Annotated in this window: 25 protein-coding genes; 9 read left to right on the top strand and 16 right to left on the bottom strand. The window is 64.6% G+C overall.

Annotated features, from left to right (window positions below; all coding sequences use genetic code 11):
- Positions 1-134 precede the first annotated feature (134 nt).
- Complete coding sequence (gene paaK, locus LZ012_RS06480) at positions 135-1,430, top strand: phenylacetate--CoA ligase PaaK (protein WP_275708800.1); 1,296 nt, start codon at positions 135-137, stop codon at positions 1,428-1,430.
- Positions 1,431-1,469: 39 nt separating this feature from the next.
- Here paaK and LZ012_RS06475 read toward each other — a convergent pair whose 3' ends face one another.
- The gene (locus tag LZ012_RS06475; RefSeq protein WP_275708798.1) at positions 1,470-2,171 is read right to left on the bottom strand and encodes a fumarylacetoacetate hydrolase family protein; all 702 of its coding nucleotides are present in this window, start codon (positions 2,169-2,171) and stop codon (positions 1,470-1,472) included.
- A gap of 107 nt (positions 2,172-2,278) precedes the next feature.
- On the opposite strand from LZ012_RS06475, the gene LZ012_RS06470 reads away from it, so the two are divergent.
- Complete coding sequence (locus tag LZ012_RS06470; RefSeq protein ID WP_275708796.1) at positions 2,279-4,036, top strand: type IV pilus assembly protein FimV; 1,758 nt, start codon at positions 2,279-2,281, stop codon at positions 4,034-4,036.
- A gap of 12 nt (positions 4,037-4,048) precedes the next feature.
- On the opposite strand, the gene LZ012_RS06465 is transcribed toward LZ012_RS06470, so the two are convergent.
- Positions 4,049-4,795, bottom strand: a complete 747-nt coding sequence (locus LZ012_RS06465; RefSeq protein WP_275708794.1) for a Nif3-like dinuclear metal center hexameric protein — start codon at positions 4,793-4,795, stop codon at positions 4,049-4,051.
- A gap of 14 nt (positions 4,796-4,809) precedes the next feature.
- On the opposite strand from LZ012_RS06465, the gene LZ012_RS06460 reads away from it, so the two are divergent.
- The 5 genes from LZ012_RS06460 (at position 4,810) to LZ012_RS06440 (ending at position 11,400) form a co-directional block, all read left to right on the top strand.
- The gene (locus tag LZ012_RS06460; protein ID WP_275708791.1) at positions 4,810-5,964 is read left to right on the top strand and encodes a Do family serine endopeptidase; all 1,155 of its coding nucleotides are present in this window, start codon (positions 4,810-4,812) and stop codon (positions 5,962-5,964) included.
- Positions 5,965-6,119: 155 nt separating this feature from the next.
- Entirely contained in the window at positions 6,120-7,517 is a 1,398-nt protein-coding gene (locus LZ012_RS06455; protein WP_275708789.1) for a CHASE3 domain-containing protein, read from the top strand.
- Positions 7,514-8,155, top strand: a complete 642-nt coding sequence (locus LZ012_RS06450; RefSeq protein ID WP_275708787.1) for a response regulator — start codon at positions 7,514-7,516, stop codon at positions 8,153-8,155. The genes LZ012_RS06455 and LZ012_RS06450 overlap by 4 nt, the downstream gene beginning before the upstream one ends.
- Before the next feature lie 120 nt (positions 8,156-8,275).
- Entirely contained in the window at positions 8,276-10,480 is a 2,205-nt protein-coding gene (locus tag LZ012_RS06445) for an EAL domain-containing protein (protein WP_275708785.1), read from the top strand.
- A gap of 113 nt (positions 10,481-10,593) precedes the next feature.
- Positions 10,594-11,400, top strand: a complete 807-nt coding sequence (locus LZ012_RS06440; RefSeq protein WP_275708783.1) for a class II glutamine amidotransferase — start codon at positions 10,594-10,596, stop codon at positions 11,398-11,400.
- A gap of 43 nt (positions 11,401-11,443) precedes the next feature.
- Here the strand turns inward: LZ012_RS06440 and tatC are convergent, their stop codons facing one another.
- The 10 genes from tatC to hisB form a co-directional block, all read right to left on the bottom strand.
- Positions 11,444-12,238, bottom strand: a complete 795-nt coding sequence (tatC, locus tag LZ012_RS06435) for a twin-arginine translocase subunit TatC (RefSeq protein ID WP_275708781.1) — start codon at positions 12,236-12,238, stop codon at positions 11,444-11,446.
- Positions 12,235-12,603 carry a Sec-independent protein translocase protein TatB gene (gene tatB / locus LZ012_RS06430; RefSeq protein ID WP_275708779.1) on the bottom strand — a complete coding sequence of 123 codons (369 nt, stop codon included), beginning with the start codon at positions 12,601-12,603 and terminating at the stop codon, positions 12,235-12,237. Before tatB ends, tatC begins: the two co-directional genes overlap by 4 nt.
- A gap of 64 nt (positions 12,604-12,667) precedes the next feature.
- Positions 12,668-12,898 carry a Sec-independent protein translocase subunit TatA gene (tatA, locus tag LZ012_RS06425; protein WP_275708777.1) on the bottom strand — a complete coding sequence of 77 codons (231 nt, stop codon included), beginning with the start codon at positions 12,896-12,898 and terminating at the stop codon, positions 12,668-12,670.
- A gap of 10 nt (positions 12,899-12,908) precedes the next feature.
- Complete coding sequence (locus LZ012_RS06420; RefSeq protein WP_275708775.1) at positions 12,909-13,259, bottom strand: histidine triad nucleotide-binding protein; 351 nt, start codon at positions 13,257-13,259, stop codon at positions 12,909-12,911.
- Positions 13,256-13,582: a phosphoribosyl-ATP diphosphatase gene (locus LZ012_RS06415; protein ID WP_275708773.1), complete on the bottom strand. Its 327-nt coding sequence runs from the start codon at positions 13,580-13,582 to the stop codon at positions 13,256-13,258. The genes LZ012_RS06420 and LZ012_RS06415 overlap by 4 nt, the downstream gene beginning before the upstream one ends.
- The gene (hisI, locus tag LZ012_RS06410; protein ID WP_420839497.1) at positions 13,579-13,968 is read right to left on the bottom strand and encodes a phosphoribosyl-AMP cyclohydrolase; all 390 of its coding nucleotides are present in this window, start codon (positions 13,966-13,968) and stop codon (positions 13,579-13,581) included. Before hisI ends, LZ012_RS06415 begins: the two co-directional genes overlap by 4 nt.
- A gap of 5 nt (positions 13,969-13,973) precedes the next feature.
- Entirely contained in the window at positions 13,974-14,732 is a 759-nt protein-coding gene (gene hisF, locus LZ012_RS06405) for an imidazole glycerol phosphate synthase subunit HisF (protein ID WP_275708771.1), read from the bottom strand.
- The gene (hisA, locus tag LZ012_RS06400) at positions 14,732-15,484 is read right to left on the bottom strand and encodes a 1-(5-phosphoribosyl)-5-[(5-phosphoribosylamino)methylideneamino]imidazole-4-carboxamide isomerase (RefSeq protein ID WP_275708769.1); all 753 of its coding nucleotides are present in this window, start codon (positions 15,482-15,484) and stop codon (positions 14,732-14,734) included. The genes hisF and hisA overlap by 1 nt, the downstream gene beginning before the upstream one ends.
- Positions 15,485-15,518: 34 nt before the next feature.
- Complete coding sequence (gene hisH, locus LZ012_RS06395) at positions 15,519-16,175, bottom strand: imidazole glycerol phosphate synthase subunit HisH (RefSeq protein ID WP_275708767.1); 657 nt, start codon at positions 16,173-16,175, stop codon at positions 15,519-15,521.
- On the bottom strand, positions 16,172-16,759 hold the full coding sequence (gene hisB / locus LZ012_RS06390) for an imidazoleglycerol-phosphate dehydratase HisB (protein WP_275708765.1): 588 nt from the start codon (positions 16,757-16,759) through the stop codon (positions 16,172-16,174). The genes hisH and hisB overlap by 4 nt, the downstream gene beginning before the upstream one ends.
- A 78-nt stretch (positions 16,760-16,837) precedes the next feature.
- Between hisB and hisC the strand changes: the two genes are divergently transcribed.
- Both hisC and LZ012_RS06380 read left to right on the top strand, forming a co-directional pair.
- Positions 16,838-17,908 (top strand): histidinol-phosphate transaminase, encoded by a 1,071-nt coding sequence (gene hisC / locus LZ012_RS06385; protein WP_275708763.1) that lies wholly within the window; start codon positions 16,838-16,840, stop codon positions 17,906-17,908.
- Positions 17,909-17,913: 5 nt separating this feature from the next.
- On the top strand, positions 17,914-18,120 hold the full coding sequence (locus tag LZ012_RS06380; RefSeq protein WP_275708761.1) for a hypothetical protein: 207 nt from the start codon (positions 17,914-17,916) through the stop codon (positions 18,118-18,120).
- 2 nt (positions 18,121-18,122) lie between these two features.
- Here LZ012_RS06380 and LZ012_RS06375 read toward each other — a convergent pair whose 3' ends face one another.
- The 4 genes from LZ012_RS06375 to hisG form a co-directional block, all read right to left on the bottom strand.
- A complete protein-coding gene (locus LZ012_RS06375) occupies positions 18,123-18,641 on the bottom strand; it encodes a chromate transporter (RefSeq protein WP_275708759.1) in 519 nt (172 codons plus the stop codon).
- On the bottom strand, positions 18,638-19,147 hold the full coding sequence (locus LZ012_RS06370; protein ID WP_275708757.1) for a chromate transporter: 510 nt from the start codon (positions 19,145-19,147) through the stop codon (positions 18,638-18,640). Before LZ012_RS06370 ends, LZ012_RS06375 begins: the two co-directional genes overlap by 4 nt.
- Before the next feature lie 64 nt (positions 19,148-19,211).
- A complete protein-coding gene (gene hisD / locus LZ012_RS06365) occupies positions 19,212-20,513 on the bottom strand; it encodes a histidinol dehydrogenase (RefSeq protein WP_275708755.1) in 1,302 nt (433 codons plus the stop codon).
- A 4-nt stretch (positions 20,514-20,517) separates the two neighbouring features.
- Complete coding sequence (gene hisG / locus LZ012_RS06360; RefSeq protein ID WP_275708742.1) at positions 20,518-21,162, bottom strand: ATP phosphoribosyltransferase; 645 nt, start codon at positions 21,160-21,162, stop codon at positions 20,518-20,520.
- Between the last annotated feature and the right edge of the window lie 13 nt (positions 21,163-21,175).

Here is a 21,175-nt window from a genome sequence, read left to right as displayed (position 1 = left end):
GACCGGCATTGTCGCATGGCGAAGCCGGGCAAACCGCAGTTGAACGGGCAACAGAAAAGGCATGGCAGTTGATCTGGCTCAAGCACCGGCTTTTCCCACAATATGAAAATTGCTGGTTCAGGAGGGAGTGCATAATGAAACAAGGCCTACACGCCATCGAAAACGCCAGCCGCGACGAAATCGCCGCACTGCAGACCGAGAGACTGAAATGGACGTTGCACCACGTCTACCGCAACGTTGCCCACTACAAGACCGCTTTTGACCAGGCCGGCGTGCATCCGGACGATTTCAAAGCGCTGGCCGATCTGGCGAAATTTCCCTTCACCACCAAGCAGGACCTGCGCGACAACTACCCCTACAACATGTTCGCCGTATCGCGCGAAAAGGTCGCCCGCGTCCATGCCTCGAGCGGCACCACCGGCAAGCCGACCGTCGTCGGCTACACGAAAAAGGACATCGACACCTGGGCCGACCTGATCGCCCGCTCGATCTACGCCTCCGGTGGCCGGCCGGGCGACATCGTCCATGTCGCCTACGGCTACGGGCTGTTCACCGGCGGCCTGGGCGCCCACTACGGGGCCGAGAAACTGGGCTGCACGGTCATCCCCATGTCCGGCGGGCAGACCGAGAAGCAAGTCCAGCTGATCTGCGACTTCAAGCCGAACATCATCATGGTCACCCCGTCGTACATGCTCAACATCGCCGACGAATTCCGCCGCCAGGGCATCGATCCGACCAGCACCGACCTGCGCATCGGCATCCACGGCGCCGAGCCGTGGAGCGACGCCATGCGCCGCGAAATCGAGGCCGCCTTCGCCATCGACGCCATCGACATCTACGGCCTGTCGGAAGTCATGGGCCCGGGGGTCGCCAACGAATGCGCCGAGAGCAAGGACGGCCCGGTGATCTGGGAAGACCATTTCTATCCGGAAATCATCGATCCGCTGACCGGCGAAGTGCTGCCCGAGGGCAGCCAGGGCGAACTGGTGTTCACCTCGCTGACCAAGGAGGCGATGCCCATCGTCCGTTACCGTACCCGCGACCTGACCCGCCTGCTGGCGCCGACGTCGCGCTCCATGCGCCGCATCGACCGCATCACCGGCCGTTCGGACGACATGCTGATCATCCGCGGCGTCAACGTCTTCCCGTCGCAGATCGAGGAACTGATCCTCAAGCAGCCCAAGCTGTCGCCGCATTATCTGATCGAAGTCAGCCGCGACGGCCACCTCGATTCGATGAAGGTCAATGTCGAAATCAAGCCGGAATTCGCCTTCGCCAGCGGCCCGGAAAAGGAATTCGTGGCGCACGACCTGCAGCACCACATCAAGTCCTACATCGGCGTCTCGGCCCGCATCGAAGTGGTCGAGGTCGGCGGCATCGAACGTTCGATCGGCAAGGCCCGGCGCGTCATCGACAAGCGCCCGAAGTAAGGGGCAGCACCCCGCTTCCGGGCGGGGCCGCTCACGCCGTCAGACGATACGGGCGCGCAGGCCGCCGACGCCATCGACGCCCGCTTCCAGCACGTCGCCGCGCTGCAGCGGCCCGACCCCGGCCGGCGTGCCGCTGTAGATCAGGTCGCCGGCTTCCAGGCGGACCATGGTCGACAGGTTGGCGATGATGTCCGGCACCTTCCACAGCATGTCGGACAAATCACCCTGCTGGCGTAGCTGGCCATTGACGTTGAGCCAGATGCGGCCGCTCGCCGGGTGTCCGCAGGCTGCAACCGGGTTGATCACGCCGGCCACCGCCGACTGGTCGAAGCCCTTGCTCATATCCCAGGGATGGCTCTTTTCCTTTGCCCGCGCCTGGATGTCCCGGCGCGTCAGGTCGAGCCCGACGGCGTAACCGAAGATCATACCCGCAGCGGCGTCGACCGTAATGTTTTCGCCGCCGGCGCCCAAGGCGACGACCATTTCGATCTCATGGTGCAGGTTCTGCGTCAGCGACGGATATTTCACCGCCAGCTCGCCGTCGCCCGCCACCAGGGCATCGGCCGGCTTGGCGAAGAAAAAGGGCGGCTCGCGGCCCTCCGCCTGGTCGGTAGCGCCCATTTCGCGGGCGTGTTCAGCGTAGTTGCGGCCGACACAGAAAATGCGGCGGACCGGAAAACGGGCATCGGTTCCGGCAATCGGCAGGGACGAAACGGGGTGGGGATTAAAAACGTAGTTCACGACCGTACTCTCCGTAATGCTGACGCGCTCCGTGGAATATTTCACCGCGCATTAAAACCAAAGTGATACTTTTGCGACAAGTACAAAAACGATACGCGAGAAGCATCATGACAAGCCAACTGACCCGCATTGTCGCACTTTCCGCCCTGCTCGCCCCGGGCATGGCCAACGCCGTCGGTTTCGGGGAAATCGTCCTGCACTCCCGCATTGGCGAAACCCTGTTTGCCGAGGTTCCCATTCTGCACAGCAGCGGCGATGCGCCGGTTGCTGCCTGCTTTTCGATGCTTGCGCTGCGCGGTTCCGACCTGCCGGTCATTACCGCTGCCAAGCCCCGCCTGGTGCGCCGGGGCCAGGGCTATATCCTGCAGATCGTCGGCAGCAAGCCAGTCAGCGAACCGATCTTCGCCATCGGCCTGCGCGCCGGATGCGGTTACGACATCGAACGCGAATATGTGCTGATGCCGGAAGCCCCCATGGCGCTGCCGCAGGCCGCCGTCGCTGCCGACATACCGGTGCCCGCCAGAAAACCCGGTCGCCAAGGCGCCTGGCTGGCCCGCGACGGCGATACCCTCGAAGATATCGCCGACGCCCAGGCTCCGGCCACTGAGAGCGAGCGCCAGCGCTTGCTCGACGGCCTGCAAAGGGCCAATCGGGGCCTTTCACCGGACCAGCCGCTGGCCGAAGGAACCCGCATCCGCATGCCCGGGCGCCAGCCGGCACCTCGCCAGGAAACGCCCCCCTTGGCCGCCGTACCGGCTGCTACCAGCGAAACGCCTACCCAGCCGCGCAAGGCACGCCCCGCCCCCCCGGCCCCGCCGGTCGCCAAGGTCGGCGGCACGGACCGCCTGCTGCTCGGCGCCGCGCCCGAAGAGAAGAAACCCGCCCCAGTAGGAAATTCCGGACTCACGCTGGCCGAAACCGACGAACGCCTGCTCAAGCTGGAGACCACCCTGCACTTGCTGACCAAGGAAGTGGAAAAACTGGATCAGGCACTCGATCTGGCCAGCAAGGCCATCGAGGCCCAGAATCAGCTGCAGCTGGCGCAGTCTACCAGTACGCCGCCGGCCGCCGGACCGACGGTAGCCGCAGCGCTGCCCGGCAACCCGCCGCGCGCCAATTGGCCGGAACTGGCCATCAGCGCCGCGGTGGGCGCCGTCATGTCGGTCGGTATGGCGCAATTTCTCGGTCGGCGCCGGCGCTACCCGGGTGACGACGAAGTGCCGCTGGCTTTTGCCGGTTACCGGCCGGAAGTGGTTCCTCGCGAAAAGCCTGCCATCCCCATCCATTCCTCATCTCCTGTTACGCCTGAGCCACTCCAGCCCACCCAACCTACCGAGGAAGAGCTTTCCGCCCCCCATCTGCTGGAAGACCGTTTCCACCCAAGCAAAGAGCCGGAAATCCTTAACCTCAAAAACGAAGACGAAAATTCAGTCCTCGCGCTGGCCGAAATCATGTTGTCCTTCGGCCGCCTGCGCGGCGCCACCGAAACGCTGGCCGAGCACATCGAACAGGCCATGCCGGCCAGCATCGCGCCGTGGAGCATGCTGCTTGACCTCTACCGCCGCGGCGGCATGCGCCTCGAATTCGAAGCGCTGGCCCGCCAAATCCACAGCCGCTTCAACATCGAGGTAGCCGACTGGAACGAGTCGACGACACCGGTCTCCGGGCTGAAAACGCTGGAGGACTATCCCCACGTCGTGCAGAAGGCCACCCGGCTATGGGGCACCCAGGACGGCGTCAATTATCTGCACGGCCTGGTGCACGACACCCGTGCCGGGCTGCGCAGCGGATTCCCGCTCGAGGTAGTCGAGGAAATCGCCCTGCTGCTGGGTGTTCAGAAGGACGCCTACGGCCTCGGGCACTGACGCTCGCAGAACTCAAACCGGGTTGTCGACATCGACGAATTCGCAGGCAATGCCGAATTGCTGCGCCAGATGGCCGGCCAGCGCCTGCACGCCATAGCGCTCCGTGGCGTGATGGCCGGCCGCGATGTAGGCGACGCCGCTCTCCCGCGCCAGATGCACGGTCTGCTCCGAAATTTCGCCGGACAGATAGGCATCGACGCCCAGCGCGATGGCCTGTTCGAAATAGCCTTGGGCGCCACCGGAACACCAACCGATGCGGCGTATCGCCCGCTCGGCCTCGCCGATGACCAGCGGAGTGCGGCCCAGCACGTGTTCCACATCCGCGCTCAGCGCCGCCAACGAGCAAGGCGTGGTCAAGCGGCCCAGCCAAGCAATGTCCTGCTCGCCGAAGCGGCCGTCCGCCACCCAGCCCAGCCGCTGCGCCAGTTGTGCGTTGTTGCCCAGCTCCGGATGCGCATCGAGCGGCAGGTGGTAGGCAAGCAGGTTGATGTCGTTGGCCAGCAGGCTGGCCAAGCGTTGGCGCCGGATGCCGGTAATGCGACCGTCCTCACCTTTCCAGAAATAGCCGTGGTGCACGAGAATGGCATCGGCATTTCTGGCAACGGCGACATCAAGCAGCGCCTGGCTTGCCGTAACGCCTGCCACGACGCGTAGGATATCGCCGCGTCCTTCCACTTGCAGGCCATTTGGGCAATAATCCTTGAACTTCCCGGGCACCAACAGCCCGTCCAGATAGTCCACCAATTCTTCACGCTTCATTCGAGACGATTTCCATGCAGAGGTTGTGGCTGATTTTTGCACAAACGGTAACTGTTGCGCTTGCCGTTCTGTTTGTTGTCTCCACGCTGAAGCCCGAATGGCTGCCGCTGCGTTCTGGCGTCGTCGCCCTGCAGGAAGTCGCTTCCAGCGCCGATGACGGCAAGGTCGCCCCGCTTGGCTCCTACCGCGAAGCCGCCCGCGCGGCCCTCCCTTCGGTCGTGCACATCTACACCACGCAGGAAATCAAACAGCCGCGGCATCCGCTGTTCGACGACCCGATTTTCCGCCACTTCTTCGGCGACCGTCCGGAAGGCCAGACGCAGCGCAATTCCGGCCTCGGCTCCGGCGTCATTGTCAGCCCCAACGGCTACATCCTGACCAATTACCATGTCATCGAAAGTGCCGACGACATCCAGGTCTCGCTCAACGACAGCAAGACCTACAAGGCCAAGGTCATCGGCAGCGATCCCGAGTCCGACCTCGCCATCCTGCAAATCAAGGCCGACAAGCTGCCCGCCATCACCTTCGGCCAGACCGACAACCTGCGTGTTGGCGACGTCGTGCTCGCCATCGGCAACCCGTTCGGCGTCGGCCAGACGGTGACCATGGGTATCGTCTCGGCACTCGGCCGCTCGCATCTCGGCATCAACACCTTCGAAAACTTCATCCAGACCGACGCCGCCATCAACCCGGGCAATTCCGGCGGCGCCCTGGTCGACAGCGAGGGTCACCTGGTCGGCATCAACACCGCCATCTACTCGCGCAGCGGCGGTTCGCTCGGCATCGGCTTTGCCATCCCGGTGTCCAGCGCACGCAGCATCATGGAACAGATCATCCGCACCGGCTCGGTGACGCGCGGCTGGGTCGGCGTTGAAGCCCAGGAAATCACCCCGGAACTGGCCGAATCCTTCGGACTGCCCGGCACCGAGGGTTCCCTGATCGCCGGCGTCGTGCGCGGCAGTCCGGCCGACAGCGCCGGCATCCGCCCCGGCGACGTGCTGCTCTCTGTCAATGGCAAACCGGTGAAGGACCCGCAAGTCATGCTCGACCTGATCGCCGCGCTCGCCCCCAACGAACACGCCGCCTTCCGCCTGCGCCGCGACAAAGGCATCGTCGAACTCCAGGTCAAGATCGGCAAGCGGCCCGCCATGCGCGCCGAACGCGAATAGCCCCCGGCCATAGGCTGGCTGCCGGGCAAAATTGATGCAAAATCGGGAGGGTCCGAGGCGACCGAAACGCACGCCGCCCCCTCCTCCGGCGGCACGGCGGCCCCTCCGGCCTTATACCTATTGAATACCGGGCGGAGGATAGCTACGATGGAGCGATGGATCCGTCAGCCGCCCCTCCAGCCGAGCTACCTCTCGTGCCGCGCAGCGCATGGCCGGCGATCGTCGCGCTGCTGCTGGCGATCGGCCTGGTCATCGCCGCCGCCTGGAACGCCCAGGCCAGCCTGGCCGAAATGAACGCCGTCACCGATGCGCGGGCAAAGGCGCGCACCGGCCGCTTCTCCCTCGAACACGTCCTGTCGCTGTTCAAGGACGTCGAAACCGGCGCCCGAGGCTTTGTCATCACCGGCCAGGAAAGTTACCTCGCCCCTTACCAACATGGCCTCCAGTCGCTGCCGACCGCCTACCGGCAACTGCAGGCCAGCCTCGACGCCTCCTACCCGAGCGGATTCGACTGGTCAGCCATGGACACCTTGGTCCGCCAACGGCTGGACCTGGCCGAGCAGGTCATTGCCGAACGCCGCCAGAAGGAGCGCGTCAGCACCGAGGAATACCCGCTGCTCGAGCACGGCAAACAGGTCATGGACCAGATCCGCGACAACTTCGCAAAACTGGACGCGCATCAGCAGCAGCGGGTAGACCAGTTGAACGAGCAGGTCCGCGAACTGCGCCGCCGGGCCGTCTTCTTCTCGGTCCTGAGCACCGGCGCCACCGTCATGCTCGTCTCGGTGGCGGCCTATCTGCTGCTGCGCGAGCGGCAATTGCGCCGGCGGCTGGAAGGCTTGCTGCGCCGGAGCAACTCATCGCTGGAAGGCGTGGTGGCCGAGCGCACGGCCGAATTGAGCGAAGCGCACCGGCGGCTGGCCGGGTTTGCCGGCGAGCAGGAACGCCATATCGAAGCCGAACGCCGGCGCCTGTCGCGCGAGGTGCACGACCAGATCGGCCAGGTGCTGACCGCCATCCGCCTGATTTTCCGCTCGCTGCCGCCGAGCAGCCTGCCCGCCGACCAGGAAGCGGCGCTCGAAAAGGCGCTCGACCTGGGCATTGCCAGTACCCGGCGCATCGCCGCCGAACTGCGCCCGCCGCTGCTCGACGATCTGGGTCTGGCGGCTGCGCTGCAGCACTTCGCGGAGCAGTTCGGCCAGCGCAGCGAGTTGGCCTGCACGGTCACCGTCGCCGATCAGACGGTGCTCGGCGAGGCCCAGAAGCTGTCCCTGTTCCGCATCGTCCAGGAAGCGTGCACCAATATCCTGCGCCATGCGGCGGCCAGCCGCATCGACATCACCGGCCGCCTGGACGGCACACACTACCTGCTGGCCATCTGCGACGACGGCCGCGGTTTCGACCCGGGAAAAATCCGCCCCGGCGCTCTCGGCCTGCTCGGCATGCGCGAACGGGCGGCGCTGATCGGCGGTGAATGTAAAATATCGACCTCGCCCGGCGCTGGCACCTGCATCGAAATCCGCCTGCAGCCGAATCAGGAGGCCAACGCATGAACGTTCTGCTCGTCGAGGACCACCCCATTTTCCGCTTCGGCGTCCGCCAGCTGATCGCCCAGCGCTGGCCGGAAGCAGCCATCAGCGAGGCCGCCAGCCTGGCCGATGCACTGGAGCTGATACGCCAGCGCCGGTTCGACGCCGGCGTCATCGACCTTAACCTGCCTGATGCCGAAGGCGTCGAAAGCGTATCGCAGGTGCGCCGCGGGGCCCCCAACCTGCGCCTGGTCGTCCTCAGCCTGAACACCGAGGCGGGTTACGCTACCCGCGTCCTGCAACTGGGCGCCGCAGCCTACCTGACCAAGGACCGCGCGGCCGACGAACTAATCCTCGCCCTCGAACGCGTGCTGGCCGGCGGCCGCTACATCACCGCATCCCTGGCCGACCACCTGGCCGATCTGATGGCCGGTGGCGGTGCGATGCGGGCGCCGCACGAGGAACTGTCGACGCAGGAATACCGCGTCATGCTGCAACTGGCGGCCGGCCACCGGGTCGGCGAAATCGCCGAAACCATGAAGCTGTCGCCCAAGACGGTCAGCACCTACCGCAGCCGCATCCTCGACAAGCTGGGCGTCGACGGCAACGTCGAACTGGCTCGCTACTGCATCAGCCACGGGCTTTCGCTCGACACCTTGTAGGCCGCGGCCTACAGCACAATCCGCCGCGTCTGACGGGCGAATCAGGTCACGCTGCTGATATTCCTTGACCGGGGTCGGCACACTGGAGGCAAGTCAAAAAAGCCTTCAGGAGACGCTCCCATGAACATCGTTATCGTCGAAGACTCCGAGCTGATCAGCCACCAGTTGATCCGCCTGATCGCCACCCAGCCGCGCATCCGGATCTGCGGCGTCGCCGGCGACGAGGAAGAGGCCGTGCAGCAGATCCTCGACTGCCGCCCGGATGCAGTGCTGCTCGACCTAGCGCTGTCGCCGGGCAGCGGCGTGCGCGTTCTCGAACGCATCCGCGAAGCGGGCTGCGCCGCCCGCGTCCTGATCCTCAGCAACAACACCGACGCCGCCTTGAAGGCCGCCTGCATTGAGCAGGGCATCTCCGGCTTTTTCGACAAGAGCGCCGACGCCCATTTGTGCCTGGAAAAACTGTTCGGCTGGCTGCCGGAACTGCCGCGCAACGAAGCGGCCCGCCTGCGTGCCCTGCAATCGGTGCATCTGCTCGACTCGCCTGAACAGGAGACTTTCGACAACCTGACCCGCCTCGCCCAGGAACTGACCGATGCGCCGATGGCGCTGATCAGCCTGATCGACAAGGATCGCCAGTGGTTCTTGTCGCACGCCGGCCTGGCGACGCGGCAAACCTCGCGCTCAGTGGCCTTCTGCGCCCACGCCATCCTGCACAGCGAGCTGATGGAAGTGCCCGACGCGCTGGCCGACCCGCGCTTCAACGACAATCCGCTGGTCATCGGCGCGCCGCACATCCGCTACTACGCCGGCGTGCCGCTAATCCTGCCCTCTGGTGAAGCGCTCGGCACATTGTGCATACTCGACACCCAGGTGCGCCAGTTGAGCGAGCGCCAGAAGCAGGCGCTGACCACGCTGGCCCGCGGCGCATTGAGCGAAATCGAGCTGCGTCGGCGCGTCATCACGCTGGAAGAGGAAATCGAACGCCGGCAGCAGGCCGAGGCGCATGTGCACCACCTGGCGACACGCGATCCGCTGACCGGCCTGGTCAACCGCGTGACGCTGCGCGACCGCCTGGAACAGCAGATTCGCCAGGCCTCGCGCCAGCAGAATCCAGTCGGCTTGCTGCTCATCGATGTCGACCGCTTCAAGGAGATCAACGACACGCTGGGCCATGCCGTCGGCGACGACGCTTTGCAGACCATTGGCGAGCGCCTGTCCGGCAGTCTGCGCGGCTCCGATACGGTGGCCCGACTCGGCGGCGACGAATTCGCCGTCATCCTGCCCGAACTGGCCGATACCGACGAAGCGGCCCTCGTCGCCAACAAACTGCTGCAGGCGGTCAACGAGCCGACGCGGAGCAGCGAACACCGCCTGCGCATCGACGCCAGCATCGGCGTCGCTGTCTTCCCCGAGCACGGCGACGGCGCCGACGCCTTGTTGCGCCACGCCGGCCTCGCCATGGTCGAAGCCAAGCAACGGGGCGGCGGCCGGATCAGCGTCTTCTCGCAACGCCTCGACGACCATGCCGAGGCCACCGCCGCGCTTGCCAACGACCTGCGCCGGGCGCTCGACCGCAACGAACTGGTCCTCCATTACCAGCCGCAGGCCAACCTGACCGGCGACCGCCTGTGCGGCGTCGAAGCCTTGGTCCGCTGGCAGCACCCGCACCTCGGCATCATCGGTCCGGACCGGTTCATTCCGATGGCCGAGACGCGTGGCTTCATCCACGAAATCGGCCGCCAAGTGCTCAACCGGGCCTTGGCTCAGCTCGCCGCCTGGGATCAGGCGCAGGTGCCGGTGAGCCGGATATCGGTCAACATTTCGGCGCACGAACTGCGTCCCTGCTTCGTCGAAAGTGTCGAAGCGGCGCTCGCCCGGCACGGCCTGACGCCCGACCGCCTGGAACTAGAAATCACCGAATCGGCGCTCACCTCGGACGGGGTCGACACCCTGGCCCTGCTCGCCCGGCTGCGCAGCCTCGGCATCAGTATCGCCATTGACGATTTCGGTGTCGGCTATTCGTCACTCGGTCAGTTGCACCGCCTGCCGATCGACTGCCTGAAAATCGACAAATGCTTCGTCCACGACATCGACCGCAGCGACGCCGACGCCGCCATCGTCAGCGCCGTGGTCACCATGGCCGAGGCGCTGGGCATGCATACCGTCGTCGAAGGCGTCGAGACCGAAACACAGCGGCAAAAACTGGCCGAACTCGGCTGCGATTGCGTGCAGGGCTATCTGCTCAGCCGACCGCTGACGGCCGATGCAATTCCAATGTGGGTTGCAAACTTCATCGAAAACCACCCGGTAGCCGCGACAGCCTAGACGCGTGACGACGGCCGTCCATTTTCGGTAGCATAACGTTTCAGGGCTTGAAGCCAGATGAACGCGGAAAACGGCATCCGCTTAATGCTGTCGGCTAACCGGGACTACTTAAAGTGTGTCAATTATTGGGGATGAACTGCAATGTCCCGACCGACATCTGCTTTTCCTTCAGCGGCTTCCAGGCCCGCGGCGGCGGCACCGACGTGCATTCCGACGGCTGGGGCATCGCCTTCTTCGAGGGCAAGGGCACTCGCCTTTTCCTCGATCCGCAGCCTTCGGCCACTTCGCCGGTGGCCGAACTGGTCCGCCACTACCCGATCCGCTCGAAAAACGTCATCGCCCACATCCGCAAGGCGACACAGGGCGCGGTCGGCCTGGAGAACACACATCCGTTCATGCGTGAACTGTGGGGCCGCTACTGGATTTTCGCCCATAACGGCAACCTGCTCGATTTCGCCCCGCCGCTCGACGGCAGTTTCATCCCGGTCGGCCTGACCGACAGCGAACGCGCCTTTTGCTGGCTATTGCAGGAACTGCGCCATCGCTTCGGCGGTCAGGCCCCGGAACGCACCGACCTGTTCGACGCCCTGCATCAACTGACGCTGGAAGTCACCCAACACGGCGAATTCAATTTCCTGCTCTCCAATGGCGACTGCCTGTTCGCCCACGCCTCGACCAAGCTCAGCCACATCGTCCGCCAAGCGCCGTTCGCCCGGGCCCACCTGAAGGACCAGGACGTTACCGTCGATTTCAGCGACGTCACCTCGCCGAACGACCGCGTCGCCGTCATTGCCACCCTGCCGCTGACCGACAACGAAACCTGGACCGACATGCCGCCGGGAACCCTGTGGTGGTTCGAGGAAGGCGCCGCGGTGAAAACCCTGCCCACCCGTCCCGGCCCCATAAAAAAACCGGCCTGAGCGGGCCGGTCGTTTACTCACGCTGCGCTTTGGCGGCTGGCGGTCAGGACAGCTTGCGGAATTCCTCTTCCGCCTTGTCCATCTCGGCGTCCGTAGCTACCGCTGCTGCCGGCTTAGGGGCGGAAACCAGACGTGAAGCAAGGATGCCCAGCTCGTAGAGCAGGCACATCGGAATGGCCAGCGCCAACTGCGACACCACGTCCGGCGGCGTCACCACCGCGGCGACGACAAAGGCGCCGACGATAAAGTAGGAACGCCATTCCTTGAGTTTCTCAACGGTCACGAGGCCCAGCTTGACCAGCACCACCAGCGCCACCGGCACTTCGAAGGTAATGCCGAAAGCGAGGAACATGGTCATCACGAAGGACAGGTAGGCCTCGATGTCCGGCGCCGGCGTGATGCTCTTCGGCGCGAAGCTGGCGATGAAGCTGAACACCTGGCCGAAGACGAAGAAGTAGCAGAAGGACATGCCGGCGATGAAGAGCAGCGTGCTGGAAATGATCAGCGGAATGCCGAGACGCTTCTCGTGGGCGTACAGACCGGGCGCGATGAAGGCCCAGGCCTGGTAGAGGATGTACGGCAGGGCCAGCACGAAGGCCACCATGGCCGTCACCTTGAGCGGCACCATGAAGGGGGTGATGACGCCGATGGCCACCATCTTGGTCCCTTCCGGCAAGGCCTTGGTCAACGGTGCGGCGAGGATGTCGTAGATTTCGCCCGGCCCCGGATAGATGCACAGCACGCCGAGCACGACGGCGATGGCGATCAGGCTGCGCAGCAAACGGTCACGCAACTCGACCAGATGCGAAATGAAGGATTCTTCCTGGGCGTCGCTCATGCGCTGGGCTTGCTCGTCGTTTCGGCGGCTGCCGGCGGCAGGCCTTCGGCCAACTGGGCGGCCGATTGCAATTCAGCCACCGCTTCCTGTGCCGGCGCCTCAACGACGGTACGCGCCGCATCGACTTCCTTGCGTACCGACTCCTCCATGGCGCGGGCGGAATCGGCGACCTGGGTCTGCAGCTTCTTCAATTCGTCGAGCTGAATCTCGCGATTGATATCCGACTTGACGTCATTGACATAGCGCTGGGCGCGGCCGAGCAGATGCCCGAGCGTACGCGCCACCTTGGGCAGCCGCTCGGGGCCGATGACGATCAGCGCCACGATGCCGATCACCATCAATTCGGAAAAGCCGATATCGAACATAGCTGTGAGTAGTTAGCTGCCAGTCACTAGTCTTTAGCCAAAACCAACGACTAGCGATTCGCGACTAGCTCTTGGTCTTTTCCTTGACTTCGACGTCAATGGTCTGGCCGCCGACCTGCTGCGTCGGTTTGGCTTCCTCGGCCGGCTTGTCGGCGCTGGCTTCCTTCATGCCGTCCTTGAAGCCCTTCACCGCGCCGCCCAGATCCTGGCCGACGTTGCGCAGCTTCTTGGTACCGAAAATGAGCATGACGATGACCAGAACGATCAACCAGTGCCAAATGGAAAAACTGCCCATGGTTTGTCTCCTAGATACGTTTCAGCATGGGGCCGACCGGGTCCGGACCGCCCACGATGTGCGCGTGCAGGTGCTGCACTTCCTGCTGCCCCACACGACCTGTGTTAATGATGACCCGGAACCCGTCCGGACTTCCTTGAGCCACCGCAATTTCGTTGGCCTTGGCCAGGATTTTGCCGAGCACGGGGGCCTCCTCCGCCGTCACCGAGGCCAGCGACGTGACGTGCTTCTTCGGAATGACCAGCACGTGCACCGGGCGGGCCGGATTGATGTCGTTGAAGGCGAGGATGTCCTCATCTTCGTAGACCTTGGACGAGGGGATTTGTCCCGCCACGATCTTGCAGAAAATACAGTCGCTCACTTCTGCCCCCGCGCAGCCTTCTCGTCGATGCCGGAAATCCCTTCGCGGCGGCGCATTTCCTGCGACACGTCCTCGATGGTCATGTCGAAGAACGCCAAGAGAACCAGGATGTGATAAATCACGTCCGTCGATTCGCGAACAATGTTCAGGCGCTTGCCATCCTTGCCAGCCATGATCAGTTCGGCACATTCCTCGCCAATCTTCTTCAGGATCGAATCCGGTCCCTCAGAGAACAGCTTGGCGGTATACGACTTTTCCGGGTCGGCATGCTTGCGCGTAGCCAGCGTCTCGGAAAGACGGTGCAGGATGTCATGCGTGCTCATTTGTAGATTTCCTTCGGGTCTTTCAAAACCGGATCGGCCGGAACCCAGCGATCCCCTTGCAATTCATTGAAGAAGCAGCTTTCCCGGCCGGTATGGCAGGCGATGCCGCCCACCTGTTCGATCGACAGCAGCAAAACGTCGCCGTCGCAATCGGTGCGGATGGACTTCACTTTCTGAAAGTGCCCCGACTCCTCGCCCTTGCGCCACAGCCGCTTCCTGGAGCGCGACCAGTATACCGCGTTGCCGCAGGCCAGCGTTTCCTGCAGCGACTCGCGGTTCATGTAGGCGAACATCACGACGCGGCCGTTCTGGTCCTGCGCGATGGCGGGAATCATGCCGTCGGCGTCCCACTTCAGGGCGGCCAGCCAGTCGAGGGAATTGTCCAGATCGCTCACAGGCGGACTTCGATACCGCGGGTGGCCATGTATTCCTTGGCCTGGCGCACGGTGTATTCGCCAAAGTGGAAGATGGAAGCCGCCAGCACGGCGTCGGCGCGCCCTTCGGAAACGCCGTCGGCCAAGTGCTGCAGGTTGCCGACGCCGCCGGAAGCGATGACCGGAATCCTGACCGCATCGGACACGCCACGGGTCAGGGGCAGGTCGAAGCCGTTCTTGGTGCCGTCGCGGTCCATGCTGGTGAGCAGGATTTCACCGGCGCCCAGCGCCTCGACCTTCTTTGCCCATTCGATGGCGTCCAGCCCGGTATCGTTGCGGCCGCCATGGGTAAACACGTGCCACTTGCCCGGTGCCACCTGCTTGGCGTCGATGGCGACGACGATACACTGTGAGCCGACCTTGCTGCTGGCGTCGAAAACCAGATCGGGATTCTGCACGGCCGCCGTGTTCATCGACACCTTGTCGGCGCCGGCATTGAGCAGGCGACGCACATCCTCGACCTTGCGCACGCCACCGCCGACGGTCAACGGAATGAAGACCTGCTCGGCGCAGGCTTCGACGATGTGCAGGATGATGTCGCGCTGATCGGACGAAGCCGTGATGTCGAGGAAGGTCACCTCGTCGGCGCCCTGCTCGTTGTAGCGGCGGGCGATCTCGATCGGATCGCCGGCGTCGCGCAGGCCGACGAAATTGGTGCCCTTGACGACCCGGCCGGCCGTCACGTCGAGGCAGGGAATGATCCGCTTGGCGAGCATCAGGCGCCCGCTTTGGGCAGCAACTCGTCGGCGAGCTTCTGGGCCGCGGCGAAGTCGAGCGAACCGTCGTACACGGCACGGCCGGCGATGGTGCCGACCACGCCTTCGCCTTGCACGGCGCACAGCGCCTTGATGTCGTCGAGGTTGGACAGGCCGCCGGAAGCGATGACCGGAATGGTCAGCGCCTGTGCCAGACGGACGGTCGCTTCGATATTGATGCCGGACAGCATGCCGTCGCGGCCGATGTCCGTATAGATGATCGATTCGACGCCGTAGTCCTCGTACTTCTTGCCGAGATCGACCACGTCGTGGCCGGTCAGCTTGGACCAGCCGTCGGTCGCCACCTTGCCGTCCTTGGCGTCGAGGCCGACGATGATGTGGCCGGGGAAGGCGACGCAGGCATCGTGCAGGAAACCGGGGTTCTTGACCGCCGCCGTGCCGATGATGACGTAGGACAGGCCGCCGTCGAGGCAGGCCTCGATGGTGTCGAGGTCGCGGATGCCGCCGCCGAGCTGGACCGGGATTTCGTCGCCGACTTCGGCCAGGATGGCCTTGATCGCCGCCGCGTTCTTCGGCTTGCCGGCGAAGGCGCCGTTCAGGTCGACCAGATGCAGGCGCCGGGCGCCCTGGTCGAGCCAGCGTCGCGCCTGCTCGGCGGGACTATCGGAAAAAACGGTGGCCTGTTCCATCAGGCCCTGCTTCAAACGGACGCACTGGCCGTCCTTGAGGTCAATCGCAGGAATAATCAGCATGGGAGTCTAGGAGAATAAATTCGACGAAAGCGAATCAGGGGTGCCACTCGACAAAGTTCTTCAGCAATTGCAAACCGTCGCGGGCGCTTTTCTCGGGGTGGAATTGAACCGCGAAGATATTATCCCGCCCTACCGCACAGGTAAAGGGGACGCCATATTCGCAGGTGCCGGCCACCAGCGCCGCATCGGCAGGCTGCACGAAATAGCTGTGCACGAAATAGAAGCGGGCGCCATCGGCGATGCCGCTCCACAAGGCATGCGGCACCTGGCGCACCTCGTTCCAGCCCATGTGCGGCACCTTCAGGCGCTCGCCGGTGGCCAGGAACATTTTCTCATCGGGAAAACGCACGACGTTGCCGGGGAAGACGCCGAGCGCTGGCACGTTGCCTTCATCGCTGTGCTCGAACAGCATCTGTTCGCCGACGCAGATGCCGAGAAAAGGTTTTTCCCTGGCCGCCTGCAGGACGGCAGCGCGCAGGCCACGGGCGTCGAGTTCGGCCATGCAGTCGGGCATCGCCCCCTGCCCCGGGAAGACGACGCGCTCAGCAGCCGCCACGACGGCCGGATCGGCCGTGACGACGACCGGCTTGCCGCCGGCAACATGCTCCAGCGCCTTCGACACGGAACGCAGATTGCCCATGCCGTAGTCGATGACGGCGATGGCGCCGCCGACCTTGCCGCCAGCGCTCACAGCGTGCCTTTCGTCGACGGCATGGCGCCGGCCATGCGCGGATCGGGCGTCACCGCCATGCGCAGGGCACGACCGAAGGCCTTGAAGACGGTCTCGGCCTGGTGGTGGGCGTTCTTGCCGCGCAGGTTGTCGATGTGCAGCGTCATGCCGGCGTGGTTGACCAGGCCGTGGAAGAATTCGCCGATCAGGTCGACATCGAACTGGCCGATGGTCGCCCGGGTGAATTCGACATGCTGCTCCAGCCCGGGACGGCCGGACAGGTCGATCACGACGCGCGACAGGGCTTCGTCGAGCGGCACGTAGCTGTGACCGTAGCGGGTCAGACCCTTCTTGTCGCCCCAGGCCTTGGCCAGCGCCTGACCAAAGGTGATGCCGATATCCTCGACGGTATGGTGCGCGTCGATGTGCAGGTCGCCCTGGGCATCGACATCGAGGTCGATCAGGCCGTGACGGGCGATCTGGTCGAGCATGTGATCGAGAAAAGGCACGCCGGTGGCGAATTTGCCCTGGCCGGTGCCATCGAGATTGAGACGCACGGTGATCTGCGTCTCGAGGGTATTACGGGTAACTTCGGCTTGCCGCATGACAGTTGGCTGCAAAACGTTGAATCGGAAGGCCATGATACCATTTCGCCCTGACTTTCCGCTTTCCGTGAATTCCCCATGAGCCGCTTCTGGAGCCAGGTCGTCAACGACCTCACCCCCTACGTCCCGGGCGAGCAGCCCAAGATCGCCAATCTGATCAAGCTGAACACCAACGAGAACCCCTATCCGCCCTCGCCCAAGGTGCTGGCGGCAGTCCAGGCGGAACTCGACGGCGACGCGGCGCGCCTGCGCCTCTACCCGGACCCCAACTCCGATCTGCTCAAGGCGGCCGTTGCCCGGCTGCACGGCGTGTCGGCGCAGCAGGTCTTCGTCGGCAACGGTTCGGACGAGGTGCTGGCCCACATTTTCATGGCCCTGCTCAAGCATGAAGCGCCCATCCTGTTCCCTGACATCACCTACAGCTTCTACCCGGTGTATTGCGGGCTGTACGGGGTCGACTATCAGACCGTGCCGCTGGCCGAGGATTTTTCGCTCGATCCGGCCGGCTACGTTGGCAAGGCGAACGGCGGCATAATTTTCCCCAATCCCAATGCGCCGACCGGCCGCCTGCTCGCCGTCGACGCCATCGAACAGATCGCCAAGGCCAATCCGGATTCGGTCGTCGTCGTCGATGAAGCCTATGTCGACTTCGGCGGCGAATCGGCGATCAAGCTGGTCGACCGCTACGACAACCTGCTGGTCGTCCACACGCTGTCCAAGTCGCGCTCGCTGGCCGGCCTGCGCGTCGGCTTCGCGGTCGGCCATCCGGCCCTGATCGAAGGGCTGGAACGGGTCAAGAACAGCTTCAACTCCTACCCGCTGGATCGCCTGGCCATCGTCGGCGCCGTCGCCGCCATGGAAGACACGGCCCATTTCGAGCAGTGCTGCCAGGCCGTCATCGCCACGCGCGACACGCTGTCGGCCGATCTGGCCAAGCTCGACTTCGAAGTGCTGCCGTCGGCGGCCAATTTCATCTTCGCCCGCCACCCGCAGCGCGATGCCGCCGAACTGGCCACGGCGCTGCGCGAGCGCAGCATCATCGTCCGCCATTTCAAGCTGCCGCGCATCGACCAGTTCCTGCGCATCACGGTCGGCACCGATGCCGAGTGCCGGGCCCTGGTCGACGGGCTGCGCGAAATCTTGGGCTGAGCCTCATGGAAACCGTCTGGAAACGCCCCGATGGCAGCATCGTGGCCTGCACCGAGAAGATCAAGGTCCTGCGCGAAAACCTCGAGGAACTGCGCCAGATGGCGCAGGACGCCTTCGAGGACGCGCTGTTGATGGAATGCGACGAAGCCCAGATCCGCGCCGTCTTCCAGGAAGTGATCGCCGGGCTGGAAAACCCCTACAACAAGGACTGAGCTCAGACCAGCCCGAGCAGTCCCAAGCCGGCACCGATGGCGATGAACCACAGCGGGTGAAGCTTGAGGCGCAGGTTGGCGGCGAGCGTCGCCGCCACCAGCAGCCACGCCGTCCAGCCAAAGTCGGCGGCCTGCGCAATCAGCGTCGCCCCCGAGAAAATGAGGCCGACCGCCAGCGGCGAGACGCCGAGACTGATCGCTTTTTGCCAGCGCTTACCGGCAAAGCTTTCCCAGCGATCGATCAACAGGTAGATCAGGATGCTCATCGGCAGGCACATGGCCGCCGTTGCCGCCAGGGCCCCGGCGAGGCCAGCGATTTCCCAGCCGATCAGCGTCACCACCAGCACATTCGGCCCCGGCGCAGCCTGGGCAATGGCGTAGAGGTTGGTGAAGGTCGTGTTGTCCAGCCAGTGGTGGTTTTCGACCACCACACGATGCATTTCGGGCAGCAGCGCCGTCGCGCCGCCGAAAGCGACGCCGGACAGCAGCGCGAATTCGAGAAAAAGCTGGAGCGCAATCATTTGCGGCCCAGTTTCCAATAGGCCACACCACCGGAAAGCAGCAGGCCGCCGAGCATGACCACCGGCATCGGCCAGCGCAGCCAAGCGATGGCGGCGACAACCAGAATGGTGAAGGGCAGGAAGGCCGGCTTATCCTTGATCGCCATTCCCATCCGCCAAGCCGTCGCAAAAAGCAGGCCGCAACCGACGGCGGCAATGCCGCGCAGCATGCCCTGCGCCAGCGGCAGGCTACCGTAGTGGTCGTAAATCAGCGCCAGCAGCAGAACGACAGCCAACGGGCCGGCGAGCAGTCCGAGCGGTGCGACGATGGCCCCCAGCAGACCCTGATAGCGCTTGCCGACCACCACCGCCAGGTTGATCACGTTGGGGCCGGGCAGGAACTGGCAGAGGCCCAACTGGGCATTGAATTCCTCGCCGGTCATCCAGTGGCGCTCCTCCACTAGCATGCGCCGGGCGAAAGGCAGCACGCCGCCGAAACCGGACAGGCCGACCGCGGAGAAACCCAAAAAAAGCGCCCGGAGGTCCGGGCGGCTTCTGGAAGTGCTTGTATCGTTCAAGGCGCTTGCCGACTCAGCCTTCCAGCCGGAATTCGGCCGACTTGGCGTGCGCCGGCAGGCCTTCGCCATGCGCCAGCGTCGAGGCGATGCGGCCCAGGGTCTGGGCGCCGGCCTTGGATACATTGATCAGGCTGGTCCGCTTCTGGAAGTCGTATACGCCGAGCGGCGACGAGAAACGGGCGGAACCGGACGTCGGCAGCACGTGGTTCGGCCCGGCACAGTAGTCGCCGAGCGATTCCGAGGTGTAGTGGCCGATGAATATGGCGCCGGCGTGGTGAATCTTGGCGACCCACGGATCGGGATCGGCCAGCGCCAGTTCGAGGTGTTCCGGGGCGACGCGGTTGGCGATGGCGACCGCCTCTTCCATGTCGCGCACCAGGATGAAGGCACCGCGGTCGGTCAACGAGGTTTCGATCACGGCGCGGCGCGGCATGGTCGGCAGCAGCTTCTCGATGCTGGCCTGCACCTGCTCGATGAAAGCGGCGTCGGTGCAGATCAGGATGGACTGCGCCAACTCGTCGTGTTCGGCCTGCGAGAAGAGGTCCATCGCCACCCAGTCCGGATTGCCGGAACCGTCCGACACGACCAGGATTTCCGACGGCCCGGCGACCATGTCGATGCCGACGATGCCGAACACCCGGCGCTTGGCAGTGGCGACGTAGGCATTGCCCGGGCCGACGATCTTGTCCACCTGCGGCACGGTCTGCGTGCCGTAGGCCAGCGCGCCGACAGCCTGGGCGCCGCCCATGGCAAACACTCGGTCGACACCGGCCAGACAGGCCGCCGCCAGGACCAGCTGGTTGCGCTCGCCATCCGGCGTCGGGACAACCATGATCAGTTCCTTGACGCCCGCGACCTTGGCCGGAATGGCGTTCATCAGCACCGACGACGGGTAGGCCGCCTTGCCGCCCGGCACGTAGAGGCCGACGCGGTCGAGCGGGGTGATCATCTGGCCGAGCATGGTGCCATCGGCTTCGGTGTAGGACCAGCCGTCGAGCTTCTGGCGCTCGTGGTAGGCCTTGACGCGGGCAGCCGCGGCTTCCAGCGCGGCGCGGCGGTCGGCCGGCAGGCCGTCGAGGGCCTGCTGCATTTCGGCCTTGGACAGTTCGAGGTCGGCCATCGAGCCCGCCGTCAGGCGATCGAACTTGTTGGTGTACTCGACGACGGCTACATCGCCGCGCGCCTTGACGTCGGCCAGGATGCCGGCGACCGTGCGCTCGATGCCTTCATCGGCCGCCGCCTCGAAGGCGAGCAGCGCATCCATTTGTGCCTTGAAGTCGGCGTCGACCGTAGACAGGCGCTTGATGGCAATCATGGGCTTACTTCTCCACCGCCTGGGCAAAGGCGTCGATAATCGGTTGCAGGGTTTCGCGCTTGACCTTGAGCGAGGCCTGATTGACGACGAGGCGCGACGAAATGTCCATGATGTGCTCGCAGGCGACCAGTTTGTTGGCCTTCAGCGTGCCGCCGGTGGACACCAGGTCGACGATGGCGTCGGCCAGGCCAGCCAGCGGCGCCAGTTCCATCGAGCCGTAGAGCTTGATCAGGTCGATATGGACGCCCTTGGCGGCGAAATGCTCGCGCGCCGTCTTGGTGTACTTGGATGCCACCTTGAGGCGGGCGCCCTGGCGGACGGCGTTGTCGTAATCGAAGCCTTCCGGAACGGCGACCATCATCCGGCACTTGGCGATCTTCAGGTCGAGCGGCGCGTAGAGGCCCTCGCCGCCGTGCTCGATCAGCACGTCCTTGCCGGCCACGCCGATGTCGGCGGCACCGTACTGGACATAGGTCGGCACATCGGTGGCGCGGACGATGACCACCCGCACGTTCGGCTGATTGGTCTCGATGATCAGCTTGCGGGAGGTTTCCGGGTTCTCGGTCGGCACGATCCCTGCGGCGGCCAGCAGCGGCAGGGTTTCGTCGAAAATGCGGCCCTTGGACAGGGCGATGGTGATGGTCGTCACGGGCAGGCTTGCT

Origin of the sequence: Dechloromonas hankyongensis (assembly GCF_022012295.1) — a bacterium.
Taxonomy (GTDB): domain Bacteria; phylum Pseudomonadota; class Gammaproteobacteria; order Burkholderiales; family Rhodocyclaceae; genus Azonexus; species Azonexus hankyongensis.
This window is presented reverse-complemented; position numbering and strand designations above follow the sequence as displayed.